Here is a 21,181-nt window from a genome sequence, read left to right as displayed (position 1 = left end):
GTTAGCTACAATTAAAAAAATGACAGATAAAATCAAAAAACTTGACATTGAATACGACTTTGTATTCATCATAAATTGCTTACCTGAAAAAGAAAGAGTGAAATTTAATATCTCTCAAGATTTGATGAATTTTTTAGCAAAAGAAGGAGTTAACCAATTCACTTCTATTTGTTCAAATAAAGTTCAAGTATTAGAGGTTTTTAGCTATTTGAAAAAACTAGCCAAAAACGGAGACAAGTTTTGTATTCATTTTATTTCTCACGGTAGCAAAGATGGGTTGTGGATTAAAGAAACTCAGGAAGATATTCTTTGGTCAGAAATTAGACAACATTTTAATGAGATTAATAATTTACTTGGTGGTACTTTAACAATAAATATGACTAGTTGTTTAGGGCTACACGGTATTAAAATTGTTGATGAGAATTCTACAGATTATCCATTTTTTGGGCTTGTTGGTTATTCAAAAGATTTAGAAGTAAGTCAAGGAAAAAAAATAAATGAATTGTTTTATTCAAAGCTACTTAATAACAAAAATGTAAATGAAGCTGTTATTGAAATGAAACAAGAACTAAATGATTCTAATCTTTATTGTATATCATCACAATTATATAAAGCTATAAAAAATACATCAAATAAACACAATTAAAAACTGTAGCTTATAACGGTTAGCTACATTTTATATCAACGAATGAATTACTATCAAATTGCAGAGCATATTCAAGAAAAATATCTTAAACCTTTAGAAAGTTTTGAGATTAATAATTTACAAGATGTTAGCAGTTTTCACGATGAATTGATTAAAATAAATGTTGACCTAATCACTAAAGTCGGATTTCCTGTAATGCCACATTATAGAGGTGAACAAAATTATGGTTGGGACATTTTGCCTGGGATTTTCCGACCACCTTTCTCTACTGAAATTGATTTAAGTATGGCGCGGGAAATTGAAAAAAATGGTGCGGAAATCTTTAAGAGAAAAGTGATTGAAAATTATGGCGAAGACCAATTATTCAAACATAGTAAAAAACCTTATGGAGAAGATTGGGACTTAATGTTTCAAGCACAACACGCTGGAATTAAAACAAACTTAATTGACCTTTCTACCTCAAGTGTTAGTTCATCATACTTTATGTGTGAACCTTCGGATAAACACGAACATTCGGATGGCCAATTTTGGGGTTTACTAGTTCCACACGATTTCATACTCAATGAAACTTCAGATTACGGAAAATTACTTTACCCTAATTTCAATCCATTTGATTTAGACTCATCTTTTGTTTGCAACGTTCCTACTTACATTAATGATATTGACCAGAGAACTTATCAGTTTAGATTATTCAGACAACACGGTAGACTATTTGCTTCTAGCAACTCTGATTTAGAAGTTCCTTTAAACAAAAAAGAGTTTTGGAAAAATATGATTGTTAGAGTTAGAGTAAAAGCTGAAGCAAAAAAAGTAATATTTGAGGAACTAAAAGCTAATGGAATAGACAAATAGAGATTAGTTTTGACTCAAAATGAAGAGTCAACAAAATTTATTGATGAGATAAATAACGAAATGAAAAACCTTTAGCCACCAATGGTTAGATAAAAGATAAAGACCTCTAATATGGCAAGACATAAAATGGAATTTGGAATTTGTCGATTATGTGGAAAAAAAACATCTCTTTCATACGAACACGTTCCACCAAAAGTTGCATTTAATAAGAATACAAAATTTGTATCAGTAGATTTTGAGGAATATATTGGAGCTGAAAATGCTTTGAAAAATCCACCAAAAGGAAAAACAAAACAAGGTGGAATTGGATATAATTCATTTTGTGTCAATTGTAATAGTTTTTTAGGTTCAAAATATGTTCCTGCTTATAAAAATTGGGCAATTGGCGGAATGCAATTGTTAAATAAAAAAGAAGAATATGGACTTCATGGCTACACTATAAAAGAAATTGAACCTCTAAAAGTAATTAAGCATATCGTATCAATGTTTTTAGCGATAAATCGAGATTGGTTTTTAGAATCATTTCCTGAATTAGCTTCATTCTTAAATTCACCTGAATCAAATGAATTACCTGATAAATTTCGAATATTTATGTATCTAACTCGTGCTGAAAGATTTAGATACATGCATTATAGTGCTCATGGGAATTTTAAAACTGGAACAACTACTGTTTGCTCTGAAATTGCATTTCCACCTTATGGTTATGTTATGACTTTCGATTATAAAGGCAAGATTAGTTATCTGAATGAAATAACAGATTTTAAAAATTTCGACCATAATTTAAAGACATCTCTAAACATGGTAACTTATCAACTACCTACATATATGCCATTCCCTTTGGATTATAGAAGTGAAAACAAAATTGAAAGTGATATTGACAATTCATTACGACAATTGGAAATACTTAAGAAAAAACATGATATTAAAAAAAATGATTAAAAAACTGTAGCTAACACCGTATATAAAAAATAGCGGTTTAATCGCTTAATCGAAACAAAATGAATAAATTAGAGGTCATTGTAAAACTGAAAAATTAGTGCGTAAAATCCGCTACTTTTCATATACAATACCGTAGTGCATTTGAGAACAAACGAATGAAAGTAATACATTGGACACCAAAAGAGAATAAAAGTCAGATTTTAGAAAATGGAATTCTAATTACTGACACTTGGATTTCCTGCTCGATTCTTACACCTTTTAAAAATCTGAATCGTTGGTGGCTTGATTTTCTATTAAATGACAAAGAATATATCGGAATCATCTTTGAACTAACAGAATCTGACTTTCCTTTGGTTCATTCTCATTGGTGTATTGACACTTATCAAAAACAAGATGACGAACTGAATATAATTGAAAAAATCAGATATTCTTTAGCTGAAATATTGAGAGATAATCCTCATTCAGTTTTCAATAATTTTTCCGATTTAAAAGAAGGTTATAGAAAAACCATTATTTGGCGAATCGGAAATACCGTAGACGATTCTAATTATCTAGATAAAGACGGAATTTATAAATCGGATGACGAAAAAATAATTGCATCTGGATTAAGATTAATAAAATCCAATCCTAAAAAAGCAGAAAAGGAGTTTTTTGACAATTCTGACTTTATGGAATTTGTTTTCGAAGATTATGAAGTGCTTTTATTCAAAAACGTAGAACCGAATAGAATTGAAAAAGTGATTAAAGCGAACACTAACTATTCTTACAATGAATTAATGAATGAAATAAAAACGCACTACAACAATGTATAACCGCAATTACGGCGGATTCGACTACGTCCGAATCCACTCGGAATTGCTAAAGTCTGTGCTAAATCGAAAATTAACGCATATAAACCCGTAACTGACGGTTATACGAGACCGTTGTAAAACATTTTCAAGAATATTTATATTTCTACTTGTCATAAATAAATCAAAACTTTTTCATTTATAATATTTTTAATTAAAATACGGTTAAAATCATATACGATATATTATATTTGTAATTATGTTGAAGAAAATAATTTTTAAAGATGAGGTCAAAAAAATCCTCTTAGAGTATATCCTGACTGGTAGTATAAAACCAGGTGAACGCATTTCACTTCCTACAATAGCTAAAGAACTAGAGTTAAGTGTGACACCAATTCGTGAAGCCTTAACCCAACTATCTGAAACTGGAATCATTACTTACATCGCCAACAGAGGTTTTTTTGTTATTGAACTGTCTATAAAAGAAGCTAAAGAGATTTATGATTTGATGGCTGTTCTAGAAGGCAATGCTGTAAAAAAATCACTTTACAATAATCAACAAATAAAAGAACTGAGAATCATCAATTCAGCCTTTGTAAAGGCTAAAAGTGCCATAGAAATGTTGGATTATGATAGACAATTTCATCAAAAACTTATTGAAACTTATACGAACGAATCGGCTATTAAAATAATTGAAAACTTAAGAGTAAGAATTAGTTTGTATGATTATGCCTTTTGGAATGAAGATCAAAAAATGACATCTATAACGATGCATGAAAAGATCATTAGCCTTTTAGTTTCTAATGACATTACTTCTGCGGTAACTCTTGTTGAAGACAATTGGATACAAGGTGTTCAATACATTATTAATAAACTTGAAAAAAATCAATTAAAATAATCATTCTCACACTTTGACCAACCAGTCCATTTGTAACAAATATTAAATTCAAAAAATGAAAAAATTATTGTATTTCTCAACGCTATTATGTTTATTGGTTAGCTGTAAACAAGAAAAACAACAAACACTCTCGCCTGAAGCTCTTGAAATTAAAAACACCATACTAAAACAAAAAGAACTTTTTGATGCACCTGGTATAGCGTTTGGTATGATTGTAAACGACACTATCGCTTATGCGGATGCACATGGTGTTAAAAGTCGAGATACAAAAGAACCTTTGACTACCAGTTCCTTATTTCATATGGCATCTGTTTCAAAACCTTTTGTAGCAACAGCTATTGTTCAATTAATGGAGCAAGGAAAAATTGATTTAGATGAAAAGCTAACTCATTATCTACCCTATTTCAAGATGGCAGACGAGCGCTATAAAGATATTACCATTAAGCATATGCTGACACATACCTCTGGAATTCCAAATATAGATGACTATGAATGGGATAAACCAGAATATGATGATGGTGCAGTAGAACGCTATGCAAGAAGTCAAAAAGCCTTTAAACTCGATTTTACACCAGGTGAGAAATATAGTTACAGTAATCCTGCATTTGATATACTATGTGATGTGATTGCTAAGGTCTCGGGCATAACTTTTGAAGCGTATATGAAAAAGAATATTTTTGAGCCAATTGGTATGAAAAACAGTACTTTTTTCAAGCCTGAAGCCCCTAAAGACTTGGCAACCCAACCTCATGTGTTAGGAGATAGCTTGCAAATAGTGGTTAGTAAAATTTATCCTTATAATAGAAGACACGCTGGAAGTTCTACCTTACACTCTAATGTTGAGGATATGCTATTGTGGGCGAGAGTTTATTTAAATAAAGGAAGCATCAATGACAAACAAATCTTCAGCAAGGAGTCCTATGATTTATTGACGAGTGTTCATTCACCAGAAGGCCAAAGAAAAGTATGTTTAAGTTGGTTCTTGGGGAAAATGAATAATTCAGAAATATATAACCATTCCGGAGGAGACATAGGGTATGCTACCTTCTTTGGTTTTATGCCAGAGCATAAATCGGCTGTTGTTATGATGACCAATATAGACGGATTTTGGGCTTCAAACAATTCAGCCAGTATTTTAAAAAATTTGCTCTTCAATGATACTATTAAACCAAAAACACCTATTCACTATAAACTCAAAGACTATATCCTTAAAGACGGAATTGAAAAAGTGAAAGAAATCTATTATGCTGAACAGCAAAAAAATCCTCAGGACTATTATGTCGATGCGAACTATTTAGATAATTTGGGTTATTGGTTGATTGATAGGAAACACCCAAAAGAAGCCTTAGATGTATTTTTATTTCTTGTAGAAGTAGAACCTGATTATGCTGGATGGGTTTCGAGTGCGGCTGATGCTTACAAAGAACTGGATAGTATAGATTTGGCAATACAATGGCACAAAAAAGCACTTAAAATCGATTCAAGTTATCAGTATGCGAAAGAAGAGATAGAAAGGCTTTCAAAAAAACGATTGAACAAATGATTTTATGAATTGAAAAATTTATAAAACGTTTTACAACAACATGTAAAGCCAATTGCTAGTTTATGTGTACTTTGAAAATCCTACGGAATTTCCTATGGTTCGTTTTCTTTTACTAATTTAGTTGCTAGCCAACGCAACTAACCATACACGAACACGTTGTAAAACATTTTAATCAAATAACTGTAATATAACCAGATGATATAATAATGAAGTACTTTAAAATTATAATTTTTCTTATACTAACGACTTCTATATACTCTCAAACGGTCTACATTCCTGATAAAAACTTTAAGGAAGAATTACTAAAAACTGGTTATACAAGTGCCAAAGATTTAGATGGAAATCCATTAGATGTGGATGAAAACAAGGATGGTGAAATCCAAATAAGTGAAGCAGAAAAAGTAGGATATTTAGAATTGTTTGAAGCCAATATTAAATCACTAGAAGGAATAAATAGTTTTAAAAATCTGATTTACTTGGAATGCATGAGAAATAAATTAACATCTTTGGATGTAAGTAAACTAGTAAGTTTATCAGTTCTTCACTGTTTAGGTAATAAAATAACTTCATTAGAATTCAATCATTTAACAAGTCTTGAATACTTAGATTGCGGATATAATAAATTGAAAAAACTTGATGTGTCTAATTTAAAGAACTTAAAGTATCTAAATTGCACAGATAATGAGTTGGAATTTCTGAATTTACCCAAATCTAATAGCATTGTAGAATTAAATTGTGCGGCAAACAAATTAACTGATTTAGACGAATCAAAATTAATTAATGTAGAAAAGTTAAATTGTGTTCATAATGAACTAAAAACATTAGATGTATCTAAAATGACTGACTTGACAGAGTTCAGCTGTAAATCAAATAACATAATTTCTTTAGATTTTTCGAATTGTACTAAGCTAATTAATCTAGAGTGTACTTTTAACGAATTACAATATTTAAACGTATCTAATTTGTCTCAATTAAAATCTTTAGTTTGTTACACAAATCAGCTAAAATCAATGAACTTAGGTGATTTAGTGAGCCTAAATGTTTTAAAATGTGGATCAAATATGTTAACAGAGTTAGATCTTTCTAACAATCTAGAAATTGAAGTGTTAAGATGTGGAGGGAATAATCTAAAAACATTGAACACATCTGGTTTACTTTACTTGACACAGTTATATTGTGATGATAATAATTTGATTTCTTTGGATATTTCTAATTGCCCGAATATACGTGCTCTAAAATTACAGAATAACCAAATAGAATACTTAAATATAAAAGGTTACACAAAAGATATAGACTTTTACGATTTTCCTGAATTAAGGCAGATTTGCACCAATAAGGCGGAAGTAAAAAAAATAAACTCTATTTTAAAAGAGCTAGAAATCGAAAATATAAAAGTTAGTAATTCATGTGATTTTTGAATGAACACTTTTTTATTCGAAACAAATATTAAACGTTTTACAACAATGGCTATAAGTAATTACTGGTTCTCGCCGACTTCTGAATCTGATAAATGATGTATGGTGCAATGGATATCCAGATAAGAACAAAAATCCAAACACGCCCTTGTAAAATATTATAATCATTTAGAAGTTTATTCCAAGAATGCCCTGCTATATAATGTCCAAATAAGAATTCAAAAATTACCGTGAGCAATAACCAAATTAAACCAATAAATATTACCTGATTGACAGAGCTTGGTGACCAAACCTTAAATAATATCCAAACGTAGATACCAAATAAAACAATTATACTCACAGTAGACATCTGATGAGCCTGAAGCTCATTTAAACGGCTTGCTAAAAATTTCTCACGAAATACTCCGTTAGCTATTGCAATGATAATCATTGGAAACCATGCTAATATATATTTCCACATATTAATGATTTTTAATAATTAATCATCTTAACTACTATTAATAAAGGTAGTCAACGTAGTATTGATTTTATATGACTTTTATCACTACAAGTTGTAACAATCTTTATAGTTCATTGTTTATTTGCTAACTTAGTGCAAATGTAACCAAACCATACACGAGCTCGTTGTAATGTATTAACAAAACATATAACTTGAGAAATTATTTAACGCTTCTAATTTTTATTACAATTCTGAATTTTAGTTATAGTCAGAAAAAAAATGATGAACCAACGTCTTATTTGGATGATTTATCTATTGATTGGAAGAAAGAAAATGATACTCTAAAACTCATTGCAAATAGCAAATTATTAGTTTCTGTTCAGATATATTTTCATTCAAGAAAAGATGACTCTGAATTGAAATCATTTTTATTAAAACCCAAAGATAGTATTGAACTAATAAAACATAAAGCGACACCATCAGATTCAATTTTTAAAACCAAAGTAAACGACAGTATTAGAATTAGTTATTTTTTTGGACATAAATCATTGATTAAACCAGACCTGAATCACCTATATAGATTTCCATTTAAAAAAGGAAAAAAATACGAAGTAAGTCAAAGTTTCAATGGTAAAACTTCGCATTTTAGTGAAAAATCAAAATATGCAATTGATTTTCAACTTGATGTTGGAGAACCTGTCTATTCAGCTAGAAGCGGAATTGTAATAAAAGTCATAGACTGGTTTACTAAACAAGGAGGTGAGGAACTTAGAAATGCCGCAAATAGAATAATAATATTACATAATGATGGTACGATGGCTTCTTATGTTCATCTCGATTATAAAGGAAGTCTAGTAAAAGAAGGACAAAGAGTCAATGAAGGTGATAAAATTGGTGTCTCTGGCTTAACTGGGTTCACTAATGGTCCTCATTTACATTTTGTAGTTAGAAAAGAAAATGATATTGCCATTCCTGTATATTTTAAAGGCCATATGGGCAAGACGCTTAAAAAAGGGAGAAGATATAAAGTCAACTAATAATAGTGCTTCACAACAATGTGTATAGTTCATCGTTTAATGGAGATCCAAGAATTCTGAAAAATAACTAACGTGCTACAACAATGGCTAGAAGTACTTGTTAAGTTTAATGCTTGACCAGTAACTATTCATACTTGAAATGCTTAGCAAACATTTAAGTCTAATTGTGTAACTTAACTTTTTATGTCTTTAGATTTAAACATCATCAATATTCTTAATATATTCCTTTTTGCAGGAGTGATCCAAGGGTTGATTGTTTCTCTGAATTTAATCTCAAAAAAGCCTTTTCAAAAAACACACTTAATTCTTGGACTTTGGTTATTACTTTTTGCTATGGCCAATTTTCAAATCATTATTAATAGTTCAAACCTTTACCAGCTTTTAGGGCAATCTTTTACCTTATTCTTACCACTTACTTTCAATTTGTTCTTCGGACCTCTCATTTGGTTATTTATTAAAAAAAGTACAGATAAAAATTTCCAGTTCACAAAAAAACAATGGCTGCATTTAATACCAGGAATTCTAGAGGTGCTTTATTTTGTAATTGTATACTGCAAGCCTTTAGCATTTCGCCAAAAGTTCTATATGACACATTGGAATTTTATTGAACCTTCTCTGGAGGTTTTGGCTTTTGTTAGTTTTGCGACTTACTTTATTTATGGAATACTAGAGTTAAAAAAATACCAGCAATTGATTAATACAAATTATGCAGATTCAACTATTGAAACTTATGAATGGTTGAAAAAATTACTTTTCTTACTACTCATTTTCATCGTAGTCTGGGGAATTTTAACTGTAGTAGATGTATTTGTCATGAAATACAGCTTAAGCTATCTCTACTTTTACCCATATTACTTTTTCGTTGCTTTTATTGCCTATTTTGTGGGCTTATCCTATAAAACAAACGAAAAGAAAAAAGTCTTAGTTGAGTTCGAAAAAAAATCATCTAAAGCGTTAGTCTCTTCAGAAAAACAAGAGGGAATTATAAAAGCACTAATAGCTTTAATGGATGAGCAAGAGTTGTTTCTAAAACCAGATTTACGATCTAAAGAAGTGGCAGATCAACTCCAAATTACCGTTCAAACATTTTCATTTGTTTTAAATAAGGGCTTACAAAAATCTTTTCATGATTATATTAATGAGCTTCGAGTGGCACATGTTATAAAGCAACTCAATGCTGGCGAATTAAAAAAGAAAACGCTACTTGGTATTGCTGAAGAGGCAGGCTTTAATTCAGAATCATCGTTTTACAGAATTTTTAAAAAGACTACAGGAACTACCCCAAAAAAATATTTATCTAACAATTCTTAGTTCTCTCAAATGATATACTGAGAGTCTTCTTTTTTGATTTTTAAGTCTTCCTGTTACTATATTGGCATCAAATCTAAAACTTATGAAAAAACTATTCCTTGCTTGTACAATAAGCTTCTTTTCCATTCAAACAGCACTGGGTCAAAAAATAATAGAGAAGCCTAACATTGATAGTTTAAAAATAGCATTTGTATCCTATAAAACTGGCACTGCTGAGATATATTTAATGAATACAGATGGGAGTGATGTTGAGCAAATTACAAGCTCTAAAGAAGACAATAGTTTTCCATATCAAATCGACCAAAGGACAATTGGCTTTACAAGGACTGACGCAACCAAAACAATGCAAAAGTTCAAAATAGATATTGTAACCAAAAAAGAAGAACCAATTATTGAACCTCCTACTGTTGAAAATGCAAAATGGGAAGTGTCTTCAAAAAATGGAAGATATATTGCTTTTGTTAAGTCCAAAGATTATAGTGACAGAGAACTTTATATTTATGACACACATTCTCAAAAAGAAATAAAAGTTTCTGATAAGACAAAAGAGGAATATAAAGCACTTTCTGTAGGGTTTAGTTGGTCTAAAAATGGGAAGTACATGATTTTTATGAGTGGACCAGATTGGTTCAATCAATTTATAAGACTTTATGATGTTGAAAATAATAAAGTATCGGTTATAACAAATAGAGGATATATGAATTCAGGTATTCAGTGGCTAAATGATAACAAAACACTTATTGCTAATCTTAAAATACGAGGTAAAAAGCCTTACGAGCTATACAGTATAAATATATCTGATGGCGAATTAGTGCAACTCACAGAAGGTATAAACTTACATCCAGATGTATCACCAGATGGTGAATGGGTCGTTTTTGAAAGTCAAAGACACAATAATTATGGAGAGGCCTATATAATGAAAACTGATGGCTCTAATCAAATTAGATTAACAAATAATTCAGACTATAATGGTCGGTGCACATGGTTTAAATTATAACGCAAAAAAATAGCGTCGCTATAGATAGTCGATAATCTTGAGGTGAACATTAATTTTTACATTAATACAATTCTCTATTGATAAAGAAATGAAAATAATTGTTCACGCTATGTTTAACAAAAGAATTTTAACAGGAGAAAACAGAGTTGCTTTGACGGTATGTCAGCCATAAAATCGGAACAAAACAGCACATAATAACATATATAGTTCATTGCTCGGAAATTCCTAATCGGAATTTCTGTCGCTTCTGAACAATGGGTTCTTCTTTATTTGTTATCTTAGTGTAAACGCAACGAAACCATACACAAATACGTTGTGGTTAATACTAAGCGCCAACAATTCTTCACTTAATTTTCACTTTTCTATTTGAACTTCTAGACCAGAATTGAAGTAGAAAATATTCTATTTAAATTATTTCGAGTGCAACTGTTATAATAATCTTCAGTCTTTAATTATAAATCATTTTTATGTAACCTTTTTGTTTTTTTAAGTATTACATATATAAGCGATTAAAAATTCAGCTATTGGAAAATTTAACTGACGAAGAATTGATGGAATTCATTATAGGAGGGAATCTAGACATGATGCGCTATTTGTTTCTTCGCTATCATATTAAGATTTATAATTTTTGTTTGCAAATGACTAGAGACAAGGATCTTAGTAAAGATATAACTCAAGAAGTCTTCTACAAAGCTTTAAGACATAGAGAAACCTACAGACAAAACAAATTTTCATCATGGATCTATGCTATAGCAAGAAATCTTTGTAAGGATTATTACAAAATCCTAAATAAAACACAGCGGCTAAATGAAAAGGATTTAAAAGATATCTATAAAATAAATGAGACTAAATCGGAGCCTTTAGGTAACATTAGACAATTAAACTTTGCACTAAATCAGTTGAGCAATAGTGATCGAGAACTGATTGTTATGGGTAAATATCAAGGTTTAAAATATTACGAAATAGCCGAAATAACAGACTCTACTTTAGGAGCAGTTAAAACAAAAATGCATAGAGCTATGCAGAAATTAAAGGATGCTTACTTTTTAAAAACAAAACACTATGAATTGTAAAGAGATAAAATACCTTATTACCGATTATCAGGATAATAATTTAGATCAAGCAATCAAAACATTAGTTGAAGAACATCTTAATAGTTGTTTAAGTTGTAAGCAAATACACCAAGAATTTATTCATCTAATTGATACTATAAATCAAGTTAAAGAAGATCTTCCTGATAATGACTTAGAATTAAGTTTTAATGACATGTTAGCTAAAGAAAAATTGGCTTTAAAAACTTCTAAATCAATAGTGTTAAAACAAAAAAACAAAGTTATTAAGTCAATCTTACAAGCAGCTGCAGTCATATTAATAATGATTTCTTGCTACCTATTTGGTAATCACAAAAGCAATACATCCCAAATAAATGAAATAGCTACTTTAAAACAAGAAAAAACAGAAATGCAGACTATAGCTACCTTATCTCTTATGGAAAATGAATCGGCTAGTAAGCGTCTACAAGCAGTAAATTACGCTAAAAACTTTTCGCAACCAAACAATGAAATTCTCAGAGTGCTTATTGCTAAAATGAACAAAGATAGACATACTAATGTGAGATTAGCAGCAGCTAATGCCCTAGCTAAATTTGCAGAAAACACTAACGTTAGGCAAGCACTAATAAAAACACTTGAAACAGAAGAAAATCCTAATATGCAAATTGAGCTAATTCAAATTTTAGTCGATATTGAGGAGAAGCGTGCTATTCCAACCATGAAAAAATTACTTCAAAATAGAGAAACACCAAGCTATATTAAAGACCAAATTAATTCAGAATTAAAACAAATAATTTAAAATGAAAAATAAAATATTTACAATTGTTGCTTTGCTAATAACAACCGCAACAGTATTTGCACAAGACTATTCAATCTCCTTAGAAGGAATTAACAAAGTTATTATAAGTTCAGAAACAACTATTGTTATAAAGTCACACGATACGGCTACTTTCCTTATCAAAGCATCTGAGAACTACAAAAATGATAATATAAAAAAACCAAAAGGACTTAAGAAGATATCAGGAAGAGGTGATGATAATACAAACTATGGTGTTGAAGTAATAAAAGAAGGCAAATCTTTAATGGTGAAAGGGCTTCGGGAACGACGAGAATCTAATTTAGTAGTTCATTTACCAAAAGACATGAATATATCCGTTGAGAGTTTAGCGAATAATGAGATTTATATAGACGGATTTAGTGCAGAGATTGAAGCCATAAATCACCATGGGGATACTGTACTATCTAATATAACTGGGCCAATAGTTGCAGAGAATGGTAACGGTAATATGATAGTAATTTTTTCTACACTTAATCAATCCTATCCAATGTCTATAATTGCTGACAATGGAGATATTGATATTAGAATGCCTTCTGAAGCATGTGCGACCATTAGTGCTAAATCACCTCGAGGTGATTTTTATTCCGACTTTGACATTGAGGTGATTGATGAAAAAACAATTCGGAAAAACAACAGATCTGTAAAAGGAATAATCAACAAAGGAGGTATTGAAATCAATATACAAAACCTTAAAGGAAACATTTATTTGAGAAAACTTAAATAAGCAGCACTTATCATTTTTTAATAATTATATCAATTGAGTCTTGGGTTCTATAGGGCATGAATATCCTAAACTTAAATTAAATAACATGAAAACTATACAACTTAAACTTATGGCATTGGTAATATGCTATTTTTTGGGAATACAGAATACTCTTTCTCAAAATCAAAATAACACAACAAATACTGATATTGACATTCTTTTTGAAAAATATAATAATAACAATACACCAGGTATTGCAGTTTCAGTTAGCAAAGATGGTGAAGTAGTTTATCAAAAAGAGTTTGGGATGGCAAACCTAGAATATGAGATTCCTATAACAGAAAAAACAAAATTTCACGCAGCATCCTTATCGAAGCAATTTACAGCCTTTTTAATCCTTAAGCTAGAAGATGAAGGTTTGTTATCTATAAATGATGATGTAAGAACATATATTCCAGAATTACCCGATTATGGAAACACAATAACAATCAATCACTTGCTAACTCATTCTAGTGGAATACGGGATCAATGGCGACTATTAGAATTAGCAGGTTGGCGAATGGACGATGTAATTAAGACCGAACAGGTTTTTAAACTTATAACAAATCAAAAAGAACTCAATTTTGTACCTGGTGATAATTTTAAATATTCTAATTCAGGATATACCTTATTGGCTATTATTGTAGAAAGGCTAACTAAAACATCATTTGCCAATTATGCAAAACAAATCATATTTAAACCTTTACAAATGAGCGATAGTTTTTTTTATGATGATCATGAGGTGATTGTACCTAATAGGGCATATTCCTATAAAAAAGTCAACGACAAACTTAAAAAGAGCAATTTAAATTTTGCAACAGTTGGCCCTACGAGTCTATTTACTACTACTTTAGACATGAACAAATGGGCACAAAACTTTAAAACTAGAACAATTGGCAATGAACGTATTTTCCAGTCCATGAACCAGAAAGCACAAAAAAATGATGGTACAATTTCTAGCTATGCAAAAGGTCAGTTTGTAAAAAACTATAAAGGTTATAAAATGATTTATCATTCTGGATCAGATGCGGGATACCGTTGTTATTTTGCAAGGTTTCCAGAACTTGGATATGAATTTAGTCTTTTTGCCAATGCTTCCTACATTAGTGCATATGATGAAATTTTTAAGCTCATCGACTACTATTTACAAGATCAATATCCAAGTTCTGAAAAAGACGGGCAATCTAGCAAATCATTTCAGTATGACGATAACCTGTTTGTCAATCTTTCTAATGCTGAAATAGAAAAGTTTGAGGGTACTTATTTTGATCGAGAACAAAAACAGTACTGGAAAGTGCAAATCCAAAATGATACACTCTATTGCAAAGGTGGCATAATACCAGAAGCTATGAAACTACATCCCGTTGGAAAAAAGAATTTTAAAATAAAGGGAACCCCTTATGATATCTCAGTCAATTTCAAGGAAAATGATTATAATGAACCTATTCTTGAGTTTAGAATTCCTGATATCATATGGTTGTGGCTTATAAGAGTGAAAGAGGTAAATACTTCAGACTATTTGGGAAGTTATTATAATAACGAATTAAATGTAGAGTATGAATTGGTGAAAAAAGAAAATGAATTGTACTTAACACACCAAAAATTGGATGATATAAAAATTGAGCAAATCAATAGAGCCTACTTTAGTTCCAATAATCGAAACTTTTCTAATATAAGGTTTAAACGCAATAACGCAGGAAAAGTAGTTGAGTTTTCAGTATCCAATGGAAGTATAGAAAACATTACTTTTTCAAGAAAATAATTTATGACGACCATTTTTTATTGAAAATAGAGATTGAAAAAACATTCTTATTCATTTGAAATAATTAAAATAAAATTCAATTAGAATGTACTAACCACAACAACGTGTATAACCAATTGCTAGTTTGTGTGTACTCAGAAAATCCTGCGGATTTTCCTACTGGTTCGATTTCTTTTGATAACTTAGTTCTTGCCAACACAACAAACCATACACGAACACGTTAGGCACAACCTTAAAACGAACTTTGTAACACCTATCCAATTCTTGTATCTAACAAGAAAAAAATCGTATGAATCAACTGGGAAATAAATATTCAGAGGAAAAAAATATAGAACTATTGAAATCCTCTTTGGATGGTAACAAAGATGCATTGAATCAGCTCATAAAAATCCACAGACCTTATATTTTCAATGTGGCATGGAAATTTGCCTTTGACCCTCAAGACGCAGAAGACTTAACTCAAGAGGCACTTATCAAGGTAATAACCAAGCTATCACAATTTAAATTCGAAAGCCAATTTAGAACTTGGCTCTATCGCATTGTATTTAACGAATTTTTGTTATCCAAAAGACGAAAAGGAGAAAAACAATTCACGGATTTTGAAAATCAAGGAAAACGACTTGACTCTATTGAAAATGCAATCCTAGACGAAAGTGAAGAAAAGGAATACGAGGAATTGGCAAAGGAGCTTAGATATCGTTGTCTATCAGGTATGATAATGTGTCTTACTAGGGAGCAAAGACTTTTATTTATTGTAGGAGAAACGTTCGGAGTCGACCACAATTTAGGCGCTGAAATATTCGGAATAACAAAAGCTAATTATAGAGTAAAGCTTCACAGAGCAAGAAAGGAGTTAATCAATTTTATGCAACAAAAATGCGGACTGATGAACTCGAAAAATCCTTGCAGATGTGGCAAAAAGGCAAAAACTATGCACAAAAATGGTTATCTCACTGAAGACCAACAATTTTTCAATTTAGGTTACAAAACCAAAGTAGCGGACTATGCTTTTCAGAACAGTGAATTGGTTGCTGATATTGTAGATAAAAAGCATTTAGAGTTACTTCGAGATATTCCAGCGAAGGATGATTTTTCTAAAGAAACCATAGTCGAGGAAATTATTGGGAATAATGAATTACTAGATTTTTTTGAGCTAAACTAGTATTGACTAATACTTATAAAAAAGCCCGTGATTGTGAAAATTATGGGCTTTTTGTTTTCTGTTTTGTAACACCAGTATATTTTCTGTATCAAAATGACGAATTAAAAATTTATACAAAATGGAGATAAAAAAAGAAATCGTAATTAATCGTCCAATTCAAGAAGTATGGGAAGTGTTGGGAAATCAATTTACTACCGCCTATAAATGGGCAAGAGGGCTAACGCATTCAGAAGGGTTTGGAAAACCAAAGTTTCAAGGGGCAGAATGTAGCAACAGAACCTGTGAAGTTTCTGGCTTTGGAACTATACAGGAGGACATCAAAAAATTTGACTCAAAGAATTATGTTCTGCAATATGAAGTCGTTAAAGGGTTTCCTGGTTTTATCACATCCGCTGTTAACACATGGTCTTTGGAAAGAAAGGGAAGCAATACGCTTGTAAGCATGTACATAAAAATGCAAACCAAAGGCTTAAAAGGTGCCATTATGGGACCAATGATGAAAATGCAACTCAACAAAACAGTAGCAGGCGTTATTGAAGACCTAAAAATATTCGTTGAAACGGGAAGCCCAAGCGTTTATAAACAAAAGGAATTGGCAAAAAACAGAAAAAAAGTAGCTTAATTCTGTAACACATCAATTAATACTGTATCAAAAGGTAAATTATAAAAATCATTAACAATGAAAATTAAAAATCTATTATTAAGCACGTTAGTTCTTCTATTAAGTGCAAATTTGACATCTGCCCAAAGTATGGGTGAGCCAAAAGTTCAATTTAGTAAGGTAGTAAATAAGTCCGCAGATGAAATGTGGAAGACAGTTAGGAAACTAGACCAAGTACATAAATATTCCTCTGCGATTGCCAAGGTAGATTGGAGTGGCAATATGGGAGTTGGAGGAGAAAGAATTTGCCATACACCAGATGGGAAAGGATTCTTCAAAGAAAAAATTGTTGCTTATGATGAATCATCACGTAGCTTTTCATATTCCGTACTTGAGGGAGCACCTGTAAAAGGTATGACTAACTTCATGCAAGTAGTTGACCTTGGCTATGGAAAGTGCATACTTGTTTGGTGGTCGAACTATGATGAGTTTATGAAAAACCCACAAATGACTGAAGAACAATTTCAAGCCTTTATGCTAAGTTCAATTGAGGAAATGACAGATAAAATGGCTAAAGATTCATAAAAGGCAGTGCCTAACAACGTATATAAAAAATAGCAAGATTAGCGTAAACCTTTTGGTTTGCGCTTTTTTATTATCTTTCACATATCGGAAATGTAAAGGCTATTTAACCTGCTACTTTCCATACACAAATACGTTGGGTGTAATTTGAAAATCGAGATAAATTTGGAGTTTTTACCAATTTTTGGTAAATTTGATTAAAAGTAAAATAATGAAAAATACATCTATATCACTCGGAAATTATTTTGACCAGTTTGTACAAACTCAAGTTTCTGCAGGTCGATACAAAAACGTTAGCGAAGTTATAAGAGCTGGACTTAGAATGCTGGAAAATGAAGAAAGTAAAGTAATCGCATTGAGAAATGCTATACAAGAAGGATTGAACAGTCCTTTAGTTGAAGACTTTGACTTTGATGAAAATCTGAAAAGACTAAAAGCAGAAAAAAGAAAGAATGGCTAAAGTTATACTGAGACAAGAAGCCATTAATGACTTAAATAGAATTTGGGACTACACTTTCGAAAAATGGTCTGAAAAACAAGCCGACAAATATTATGCAACAGTTAAAATGGCTTGTAATGGAATTGGAGAAAGTCCTGATATTGGAAAAGAATATGACGGAATAAGCAAAAACTTACTCGGACTAAAATCTGGAAAGCATATAATATTTTATCAGCAAATATCTAGTGATAGAATTGAAATCATAAGAATTTTACACGAGCGAATGGATTTGAAAAATAGGATAACCGAATAAAAACTACACCCAACATTGGCTATAAGTAATTGCTTGTTCTCGCCTACTTTAGAAATTCCTGCGGAATTTCTAACTTGGTGTGTACTTGCAAAATTAAGTGCTAACCCACGCAACTACTCATAGCCGAGACCGTTGCCAGTAATTTGACCAAATGAACGGACATTACTTCTTTTTTGGAATTTTAATGATATTTCTGATTTCAATGCCGATTTTAATAATTTGGGATTGGAATAAAAATAGAGAGTTATCGATCAAAGAATTGCTCAAAAATTTTTGGAACAAGAGAAAAGTCTATATTGGAATTTTTATAGCGTTTATAATAACAGAATTCTTCATTCCTCTAAATAAAAATCACGGAATTGAATTTAACTCTGAACGAGAAATACTCGGAATTCCTGAATTAAAAGTTGACTGGAAAAAGGACAAAGCTCAATCTGGAAAATATACTACTTACTGGTGGAAACCTGAACCACATAATGGACATTTTAAAAAAGTAATAGAATACGGAATTTTAAACGCAAAAACCGAAACAAATTATTACCACAACCCAAATCTAAAAGGAACCTTTGCTTGGTCAAAATATGATTTTGGAAGTGAAACTTTCGAATATTTCATTGAAAAACCGAATGATAAAAGCACATCATTTACAGAATCCGGAAAATTAAAAATAGAAAAACCAACCAAAATCGAGAAAGTAGAAAAGACTGAATTTGAAAAATATATAACCGAATAAAAACTACTGGCAACAACGTGTATAATTAATTGCTTTGATCGTTGCTTATTTGGAAAATTCCTTCGGAATTTTCTCGCGTTCGTTTTTGTTTACTAAATTAGTTGCTCAAACACGCAACTAATTTAGTAAACAAAACCGTTGTACCACTTGTTTCAAGCTTAATTCGTATAAGTTATTCCAAGAGCCCGTTTGAAACACTACAGCAACCTTTATTTTAAGGTTTCTAAGAGATTTAGTCTTTTACCAATATACCAATGAATGAAGAAAAATAACAATCAACATTTCTGTTAATTGCTGTTTTTCAATTACTTAAACTCTAATTACATACCATATCCTAATTTGGGACACTACCTTATAGGATTAACTACTCTTTACTGTTATCTATGTTATTAATTGGTTCTAGCAAATAATAACTCTTTTTATCTAAAATTATGAATTTAGAGTTTTTTGAATTAATAACTATAGACTTATCTAAATCCAAATAATTTTGGATATTAAAATCATAACCTGTTGTCTCTACTATATTTTTTTCTACTATACTACCATTATATATAAATATATACATTTCTAGACCATCTGGAACAATTTCGCACTCACAATCAAATCCTATAATTTCACTTATATCTTTTGGTTCAACATGCTCTTTAAAAATATATAATAATTCCCATTCAAAATTATAAACATCTTTCAAATTGATCTCATTTTTCTCAATATGTTTTGAAAAACTTATTTGTTCTATAGCAATTAATAATCTGCTAGGTGATTCATAATTTTGACAATTTGAAAATAAAATTATTATTATCAAAGCCAGTTTATTCATCCTCTTCGTCCTTTGGTCTTCCATTGTCATCTAAGTTATTTAACCGTTCCACAATCCTATTATATTGACTTTTTTTCAATTTTTTTCTAAAAATAGTAATGTTACCTTTTTTGTCTTTTTTAGAGCTCCATAAACCATCTTCAAGTGCTTTGTCTAAAACTTTCATCATAATATCTTTATTACTTTCTCCTTCATTTTCTTCACCGATCCTTCTTCCAATTTCATTATTTAAAAGATCAATAACAGAATCTGCTAAATTAGAATCTCCTTCAAAGTCCTTTGAAAAATCAATTTCTGATGAGTCCATCATATATAAGCCTTCATGTGCATTTCCTACAGATTCAGCAAAACCTGAATCATATTTGCTAGTAATTAATGCTGACCACAAAGAATGTCTTATTCCATTGGTTTCTGTTATTCCTCGTGCTGTATAACTAAGTCTATGACTTGTTGCTGTTATAGTATTTTTATCAACTTTTGATTTATTTCCAACTACAAAAGCCAGTCGATAAGCATAAGTAGGGTTTTGAAGAGCTAAAGACCTTTGCGCACTATGCTTTTGATCTGTTGTATATTCCTTTGTTCTCTCTCTACCATTTACTTTCCATCTTTGAAGACCCCACAAATCAATGCTACCTACAGGTTCATTTTCAGCATAGTTATAAGTTGATACGTGAGGAAATTTATCTGATATTGGATCAATACTAGGAAATCTACCAATGGCAGGATCATATAACCTAAATCCATAATGATATAAATTTAAACCTAAATCTTCATCTAATTCCTTACCATTGTACTTAAACTTGCTCGCTACGCTATTCACATTAGCAGAAACGATGTCATTATACCCTTTATGTTTTAAGCCAAAGGGATAGTAGTTGTTTTCCTCAATGATTTCTGTACTTGAGTTAATACTACCATTCCCATCACTATCGGCATAGGTGAGTCTAACATTCCCCAAATGATCCTTAAACTGGTAGATATAACGGTACGTTGGTATTTTACCACTTGGGATAGGCTCAGAATACCCTTCCGGGTGTGAAAACATCTTTAAGCTATTGTTCTCATAGATATAATTACCTACATATTCGGTTGTTGTCCCTGTACTCACAATCTTTTTTAGTTTAACACCTGTGGCATCGTAAATATATGAAATATCCTACAAGTATATCTTAGGAGCCCGTTTGAAACACCACAGCATCTAAAACCTTTATTTTATAAGGTTTAAGAAACGTTTATCATAGCAATGAACAAGAACAGGCTCTTAAAAAA

General features: G+C 30.8%; 23 protein-coding genes. 20 read left to right on the top strand and 3 right to left on the bottom strand.

The features are described from left to right. The first annotated feature begins 19 nt into the window (after positions 1 to 19). The 7 genes from Q0912_RS02140 to Q0912_RS02110 all read left to right on the top strand — a co-directional run bounded on the left by Q0912_RS02140 (position 20) and on the right by Q0912_RS02110 (position 7,084). Positions 20 to 646 (top strand): hypothetical protein, encoded by a 627-nt coding sequence (locus tag Q0912_RS02140; protein ID WP_299111513.1) that lies wholly within the window; start codon positions 20 to 22, stop codon positions 644 to 646. A 42-nt stretch (positions 647 to 688) separates the two neighbouring features. Then, positions 689 to 1,498: an FRG domain-containing protein gene (locus tag Q0912_RS02135; RefSeq protein ID WP_299111511.1), complete on the top strand. Its 810-nt coding sequence runs from the start codon at positions 689 to 691 to the stop codon at positions 1,496 to 1,498. A gap of 111 nt (positions 1,499 to 1,609) precedes the next feature. Then, positions 1,610 to 2,437 (top strand): hypothetical protein, encoded by an 828-nt coding sequence (locus Q0912_RS02130; RefSeq protein WP_299111510.1) that lies wholly within the window; start codon positions 1,610 to 1,612, stop codon positions 2,435 to 2,437. 155 nt (positions 2,438 to 2,592) lie between these two features. Continuing rightward, the gene (locus Q0912_RS02125; RefSeq protein WP_299111508.1) at positions 2,593 to 3,249 is read left to right on the top strand and encodes a hypothetical protein; all 657 of its coding nucleotides are present in this window, start codon (positions 2,593 to 2,595) and stop codon (positions 3,247 to 3,249) included. 235 nt (positions 3,250 to 3,484) lie between these two features. After that, the gene (locus Q0912_RS02120) at positions 3,485 to 4,123 is read left to right on the top strand and encodes a GntR family transcriptional regulator (RefSeq protein ID WP_299111506.1); all 639 of its coding nucleotides are present in this window, start codon (positions 3,485 to 3,487) and stop codon (positions 4,121 to 4,123) included. A 55-nt stretch (positions 4,124 to 4,178) separates the two neighbouring features. Next, positions 4,179 to 5,666 (top strand): serine hydrolase, encoded by a 1,488-nt coding sequence (locus Q0912_RS02115; protein ID WP_299111504.1) that lies wholly within the window; start codon positions 4,179 to 4,181, stop codon positions 5,664 to 5,666. A gap of 206 nt (positions 5,667 to 5,872) precedes the next feature. Beyond that, a complete protein-coding gene (locus tag Q0912_RS02110) occupies positions 5,873 to 7,084 on the top strand; it encodes a leucine-rich repeat domain-containing protein (RefSeq protein ID WP_299111502.1) in 1,212 nt (403 codons plus the stop codon). A gap of 49 nt (positions 7,085 to 7,133) precedes the next feature. Here Q0912_RS02110 and Q0912_RS02105 read toward each other — a convergent pair whose 3' ends face one another. Then, entirely contained in the window at positions 7,134 to 7,541 is a 408-nt protein-coding gene (locus Q0912_RS02105) for a hypothetical protein (protein ID WP_299111499.1), read from the bottom strand. Between the two features lie 191 nt (positions 7,542 to 7,732). Here Q0912_RS02105 and Q0912_RS02100 point away from each other — a divergent pair, with 191 nt between their 5' ends. From Q0912_RS02100 to Q0912_RS02040, 13 genes are all read left to right on the top strand, one after another. Next, positions 7,733 to 8,557, top strand: a complete 825-nt coding sequence (locus Q0912_RS02100) for a M23 family metallopeptidase (protein ID WP_299111497.1) — start codon at positions 7,733 to 7,735, stop codon at positions 8,555 to 8,557. A 183-nt stretch (positions 8,558 to 8,740) separates the two neighbouring features. Next, the gene (locus Q0912_RS02095; protein ID WP_299111494.1) at positions 8,741 to 9,868 is read left to right on the top strand and encodes an AraC family transcriptional regulator; all 1,128 of its coding nucleotides are present in this window, start codon (positions 8,741 to 8,743) and stop codon (positions 9,866 to 9,868) included. Positions 9,869 to 9,950: 82 nt separating this feature from the next. Continuing rightward, the gene (locus Q0912_RS02090) at positions 9,951 to 10,865 is read left to right on the top strand and encodes a hypothetical protein (protein WP_299111493.1); all 915 of its coding nucleotides are present in this window, start codon (positions 9,951 to 9,953) and stop codon (positions 10,863 to 10,865) included. A 524-nt stretch (positions 10,866 to 11,389) separates the two neighbouring features. Continuing rightward, on the top strand, positions 11,390 to 11,938 hold the full coding sequence (locus tag Q0912_RS02085; RefSeq protein WP_299111490.1) for an RNA polymerase sigma factor: 549 nt from the start codon (positions 11,390 to 11,392) through the stop codon (positions 11,936 to 11,938). Then, positions 11,928 to 12,716 (top strand): zf-HC2 domain-containing protein, encoded by a 789-nt coding sequence (locus Q0912_RS02080; protein WP_299111488.1) that lies wholly within the window; start codon positions 11,928 to 11,930, stop codon positions 12,714 to 12,716. The genes Q0912_RS02085 and Q0912_RS02080 overlap by 11 nt, the downstream gene beginning before the upstream one ends. A gap of 1 nt (position 12,717) precedes the next feature. Continuing rightward, entirely contained in the window at positions 12,718 to 13,479 is a 762-nt protein-coding gene (locus Q0912_RS02075) for a DUF4097 family beta strand repeat-containing protein (RefSeq protein ID WP_299111486.1), read from the top strand. A gap of 85 nt (positions 13,480 to 13,564) precedes the next feature. Further along, positions 13,565 to 15,259 carry a serine hydrolase domain-containing protein gene (locus Q0912_RS02070; protein ID WP_299111484.1) on the top strand — a complete coding sequence of 565 codons (1,695 nt, stop codon included), beginning with the start codon at positions 13,565 to 13,567 and terminating at the stop codon, positions 15,257 to 15,259. A gap of 289 nt (positions 15,260 to 15,548) precedes the next feature. Continuing rightward, entirely contained in the window at positions 15,549 to 16,421 is an 873-nt protein-coding gene (locus tag Q0912_RS02065; protein ID WP_299111481.1) for an RNA polymerase sigma factor, read from the top strand. A gap of 118 nt (positions 16,422 to 16,539) precedes the next feature. Beyond that, positions 16,540 to 17,043, top strand: a complete 504-nt coding sequence (locus Q0912_RS02060; RefSeq protein WP_299111479.1) for an SRPBCC family protein — start codon at positions 16,540 to 16,542, stop codon at positions 17,041 to 17,043. A 57-nt stretch (positions 17,044 to 17,100) separates the two neighbouring features. Continuing rightward, positions 17,101 to 17,607, top strand: a complete 507-nt coding sequence (locus Q0912_RS02055) for an SRPBCC family protein (protein WP_299111477.1) — start codon at positions 17,101 to 17,103, stop codon at positions 17,605 to 17,607. Between the two features lie 208 nt (positions 17,608 to 17,815). Then, the gene (locus Q0912_RS02050; protein ID WP_034041375.1) at positions 17,816 to 18,064 is read left to right on the top strand and encodes a type II toxin-antitoxin system ParD family antitoxin; all 249 of its coding nucleotides are present in this window, start codon (positions 17,816 to 17,818) and stop codon (positions 18,062 to 18,064) included. Continuing rightward, positions 18,057 to 18,356, top strand: a complete 300-nt coding sequence (locus tag Q0912_RS02045) for a type II toxin-antitoxin system RelE/ParE family toxin (RefSeq protein ID WP_299111473.1) — start codon at positions 18,057 to 18,059, stop codon at positions 18,354 to 18,356. The genes Q0912_RS02050 and Q0912_RS02045 overlap by 8 nt, the downstream gene beginning before the upstream one ends. Positions 18,357 to 18,507: 151 nt before the next feature. Beyond that, the gene (locus Q0912_RS02040; protein ID WP_299111471.1) at positions 18,508 to 19,089 is read left to right on the top strand and encodes a hypothetical protein; all 582 of its coding nucleotides are present in this window, start codon (positions 18,508 to 18,510) and stop codon (positions 19,087 to 19,089) included. Positions 19,090 to 19,453: 364 nt separating this feature from the next. Here the strand turns inward: Q0912_RS02040 and Q0912_RS02035 are convergent, their stop codons facing one another. Both Q0912_RS02035 and Q0912_RS02030 read right to left on the bottom strand, forming a co-directional pair. After that, a complete protein-coding gene (locus Q0912_RS02035; protein ID WP_299111469.1) occupies positions 19,454 to 19,909 on the bottom strand; it encodes a hypothetical protein in 456 nt (151 codons plus the stop codon). Next, positions 19,902 to 21,020, bottom strand: coding sequence for an RHS repeat-associated core domain-containing protein (locus Q0912_RS02030; protein WP_299111467.1), 1,119 nt, complete (start codon positions 21,018 to 21,020; stop codon positions 19,902 to 19,904). The genes Q0912_RS02035 and Q0912_RS02030 overlap by 8 nt, the downstream gene beginning before the upstream one ends. Positions 21,021 to 21,181 lie beyond the last annotated feature (161 nt).

It is taken from the genome of uncultured Winogradskyella sp., from assembly GCF_947498345.1.
Taxonomy (GTDB): Bacteria; Bacteroidota; Bacteroidia; order Flavobacteriales; family Flavobacteriaceae; genus Winogradskyella.
This window is presented reverse-complemented; position numbering and strand designations above follow the sequence as displayed.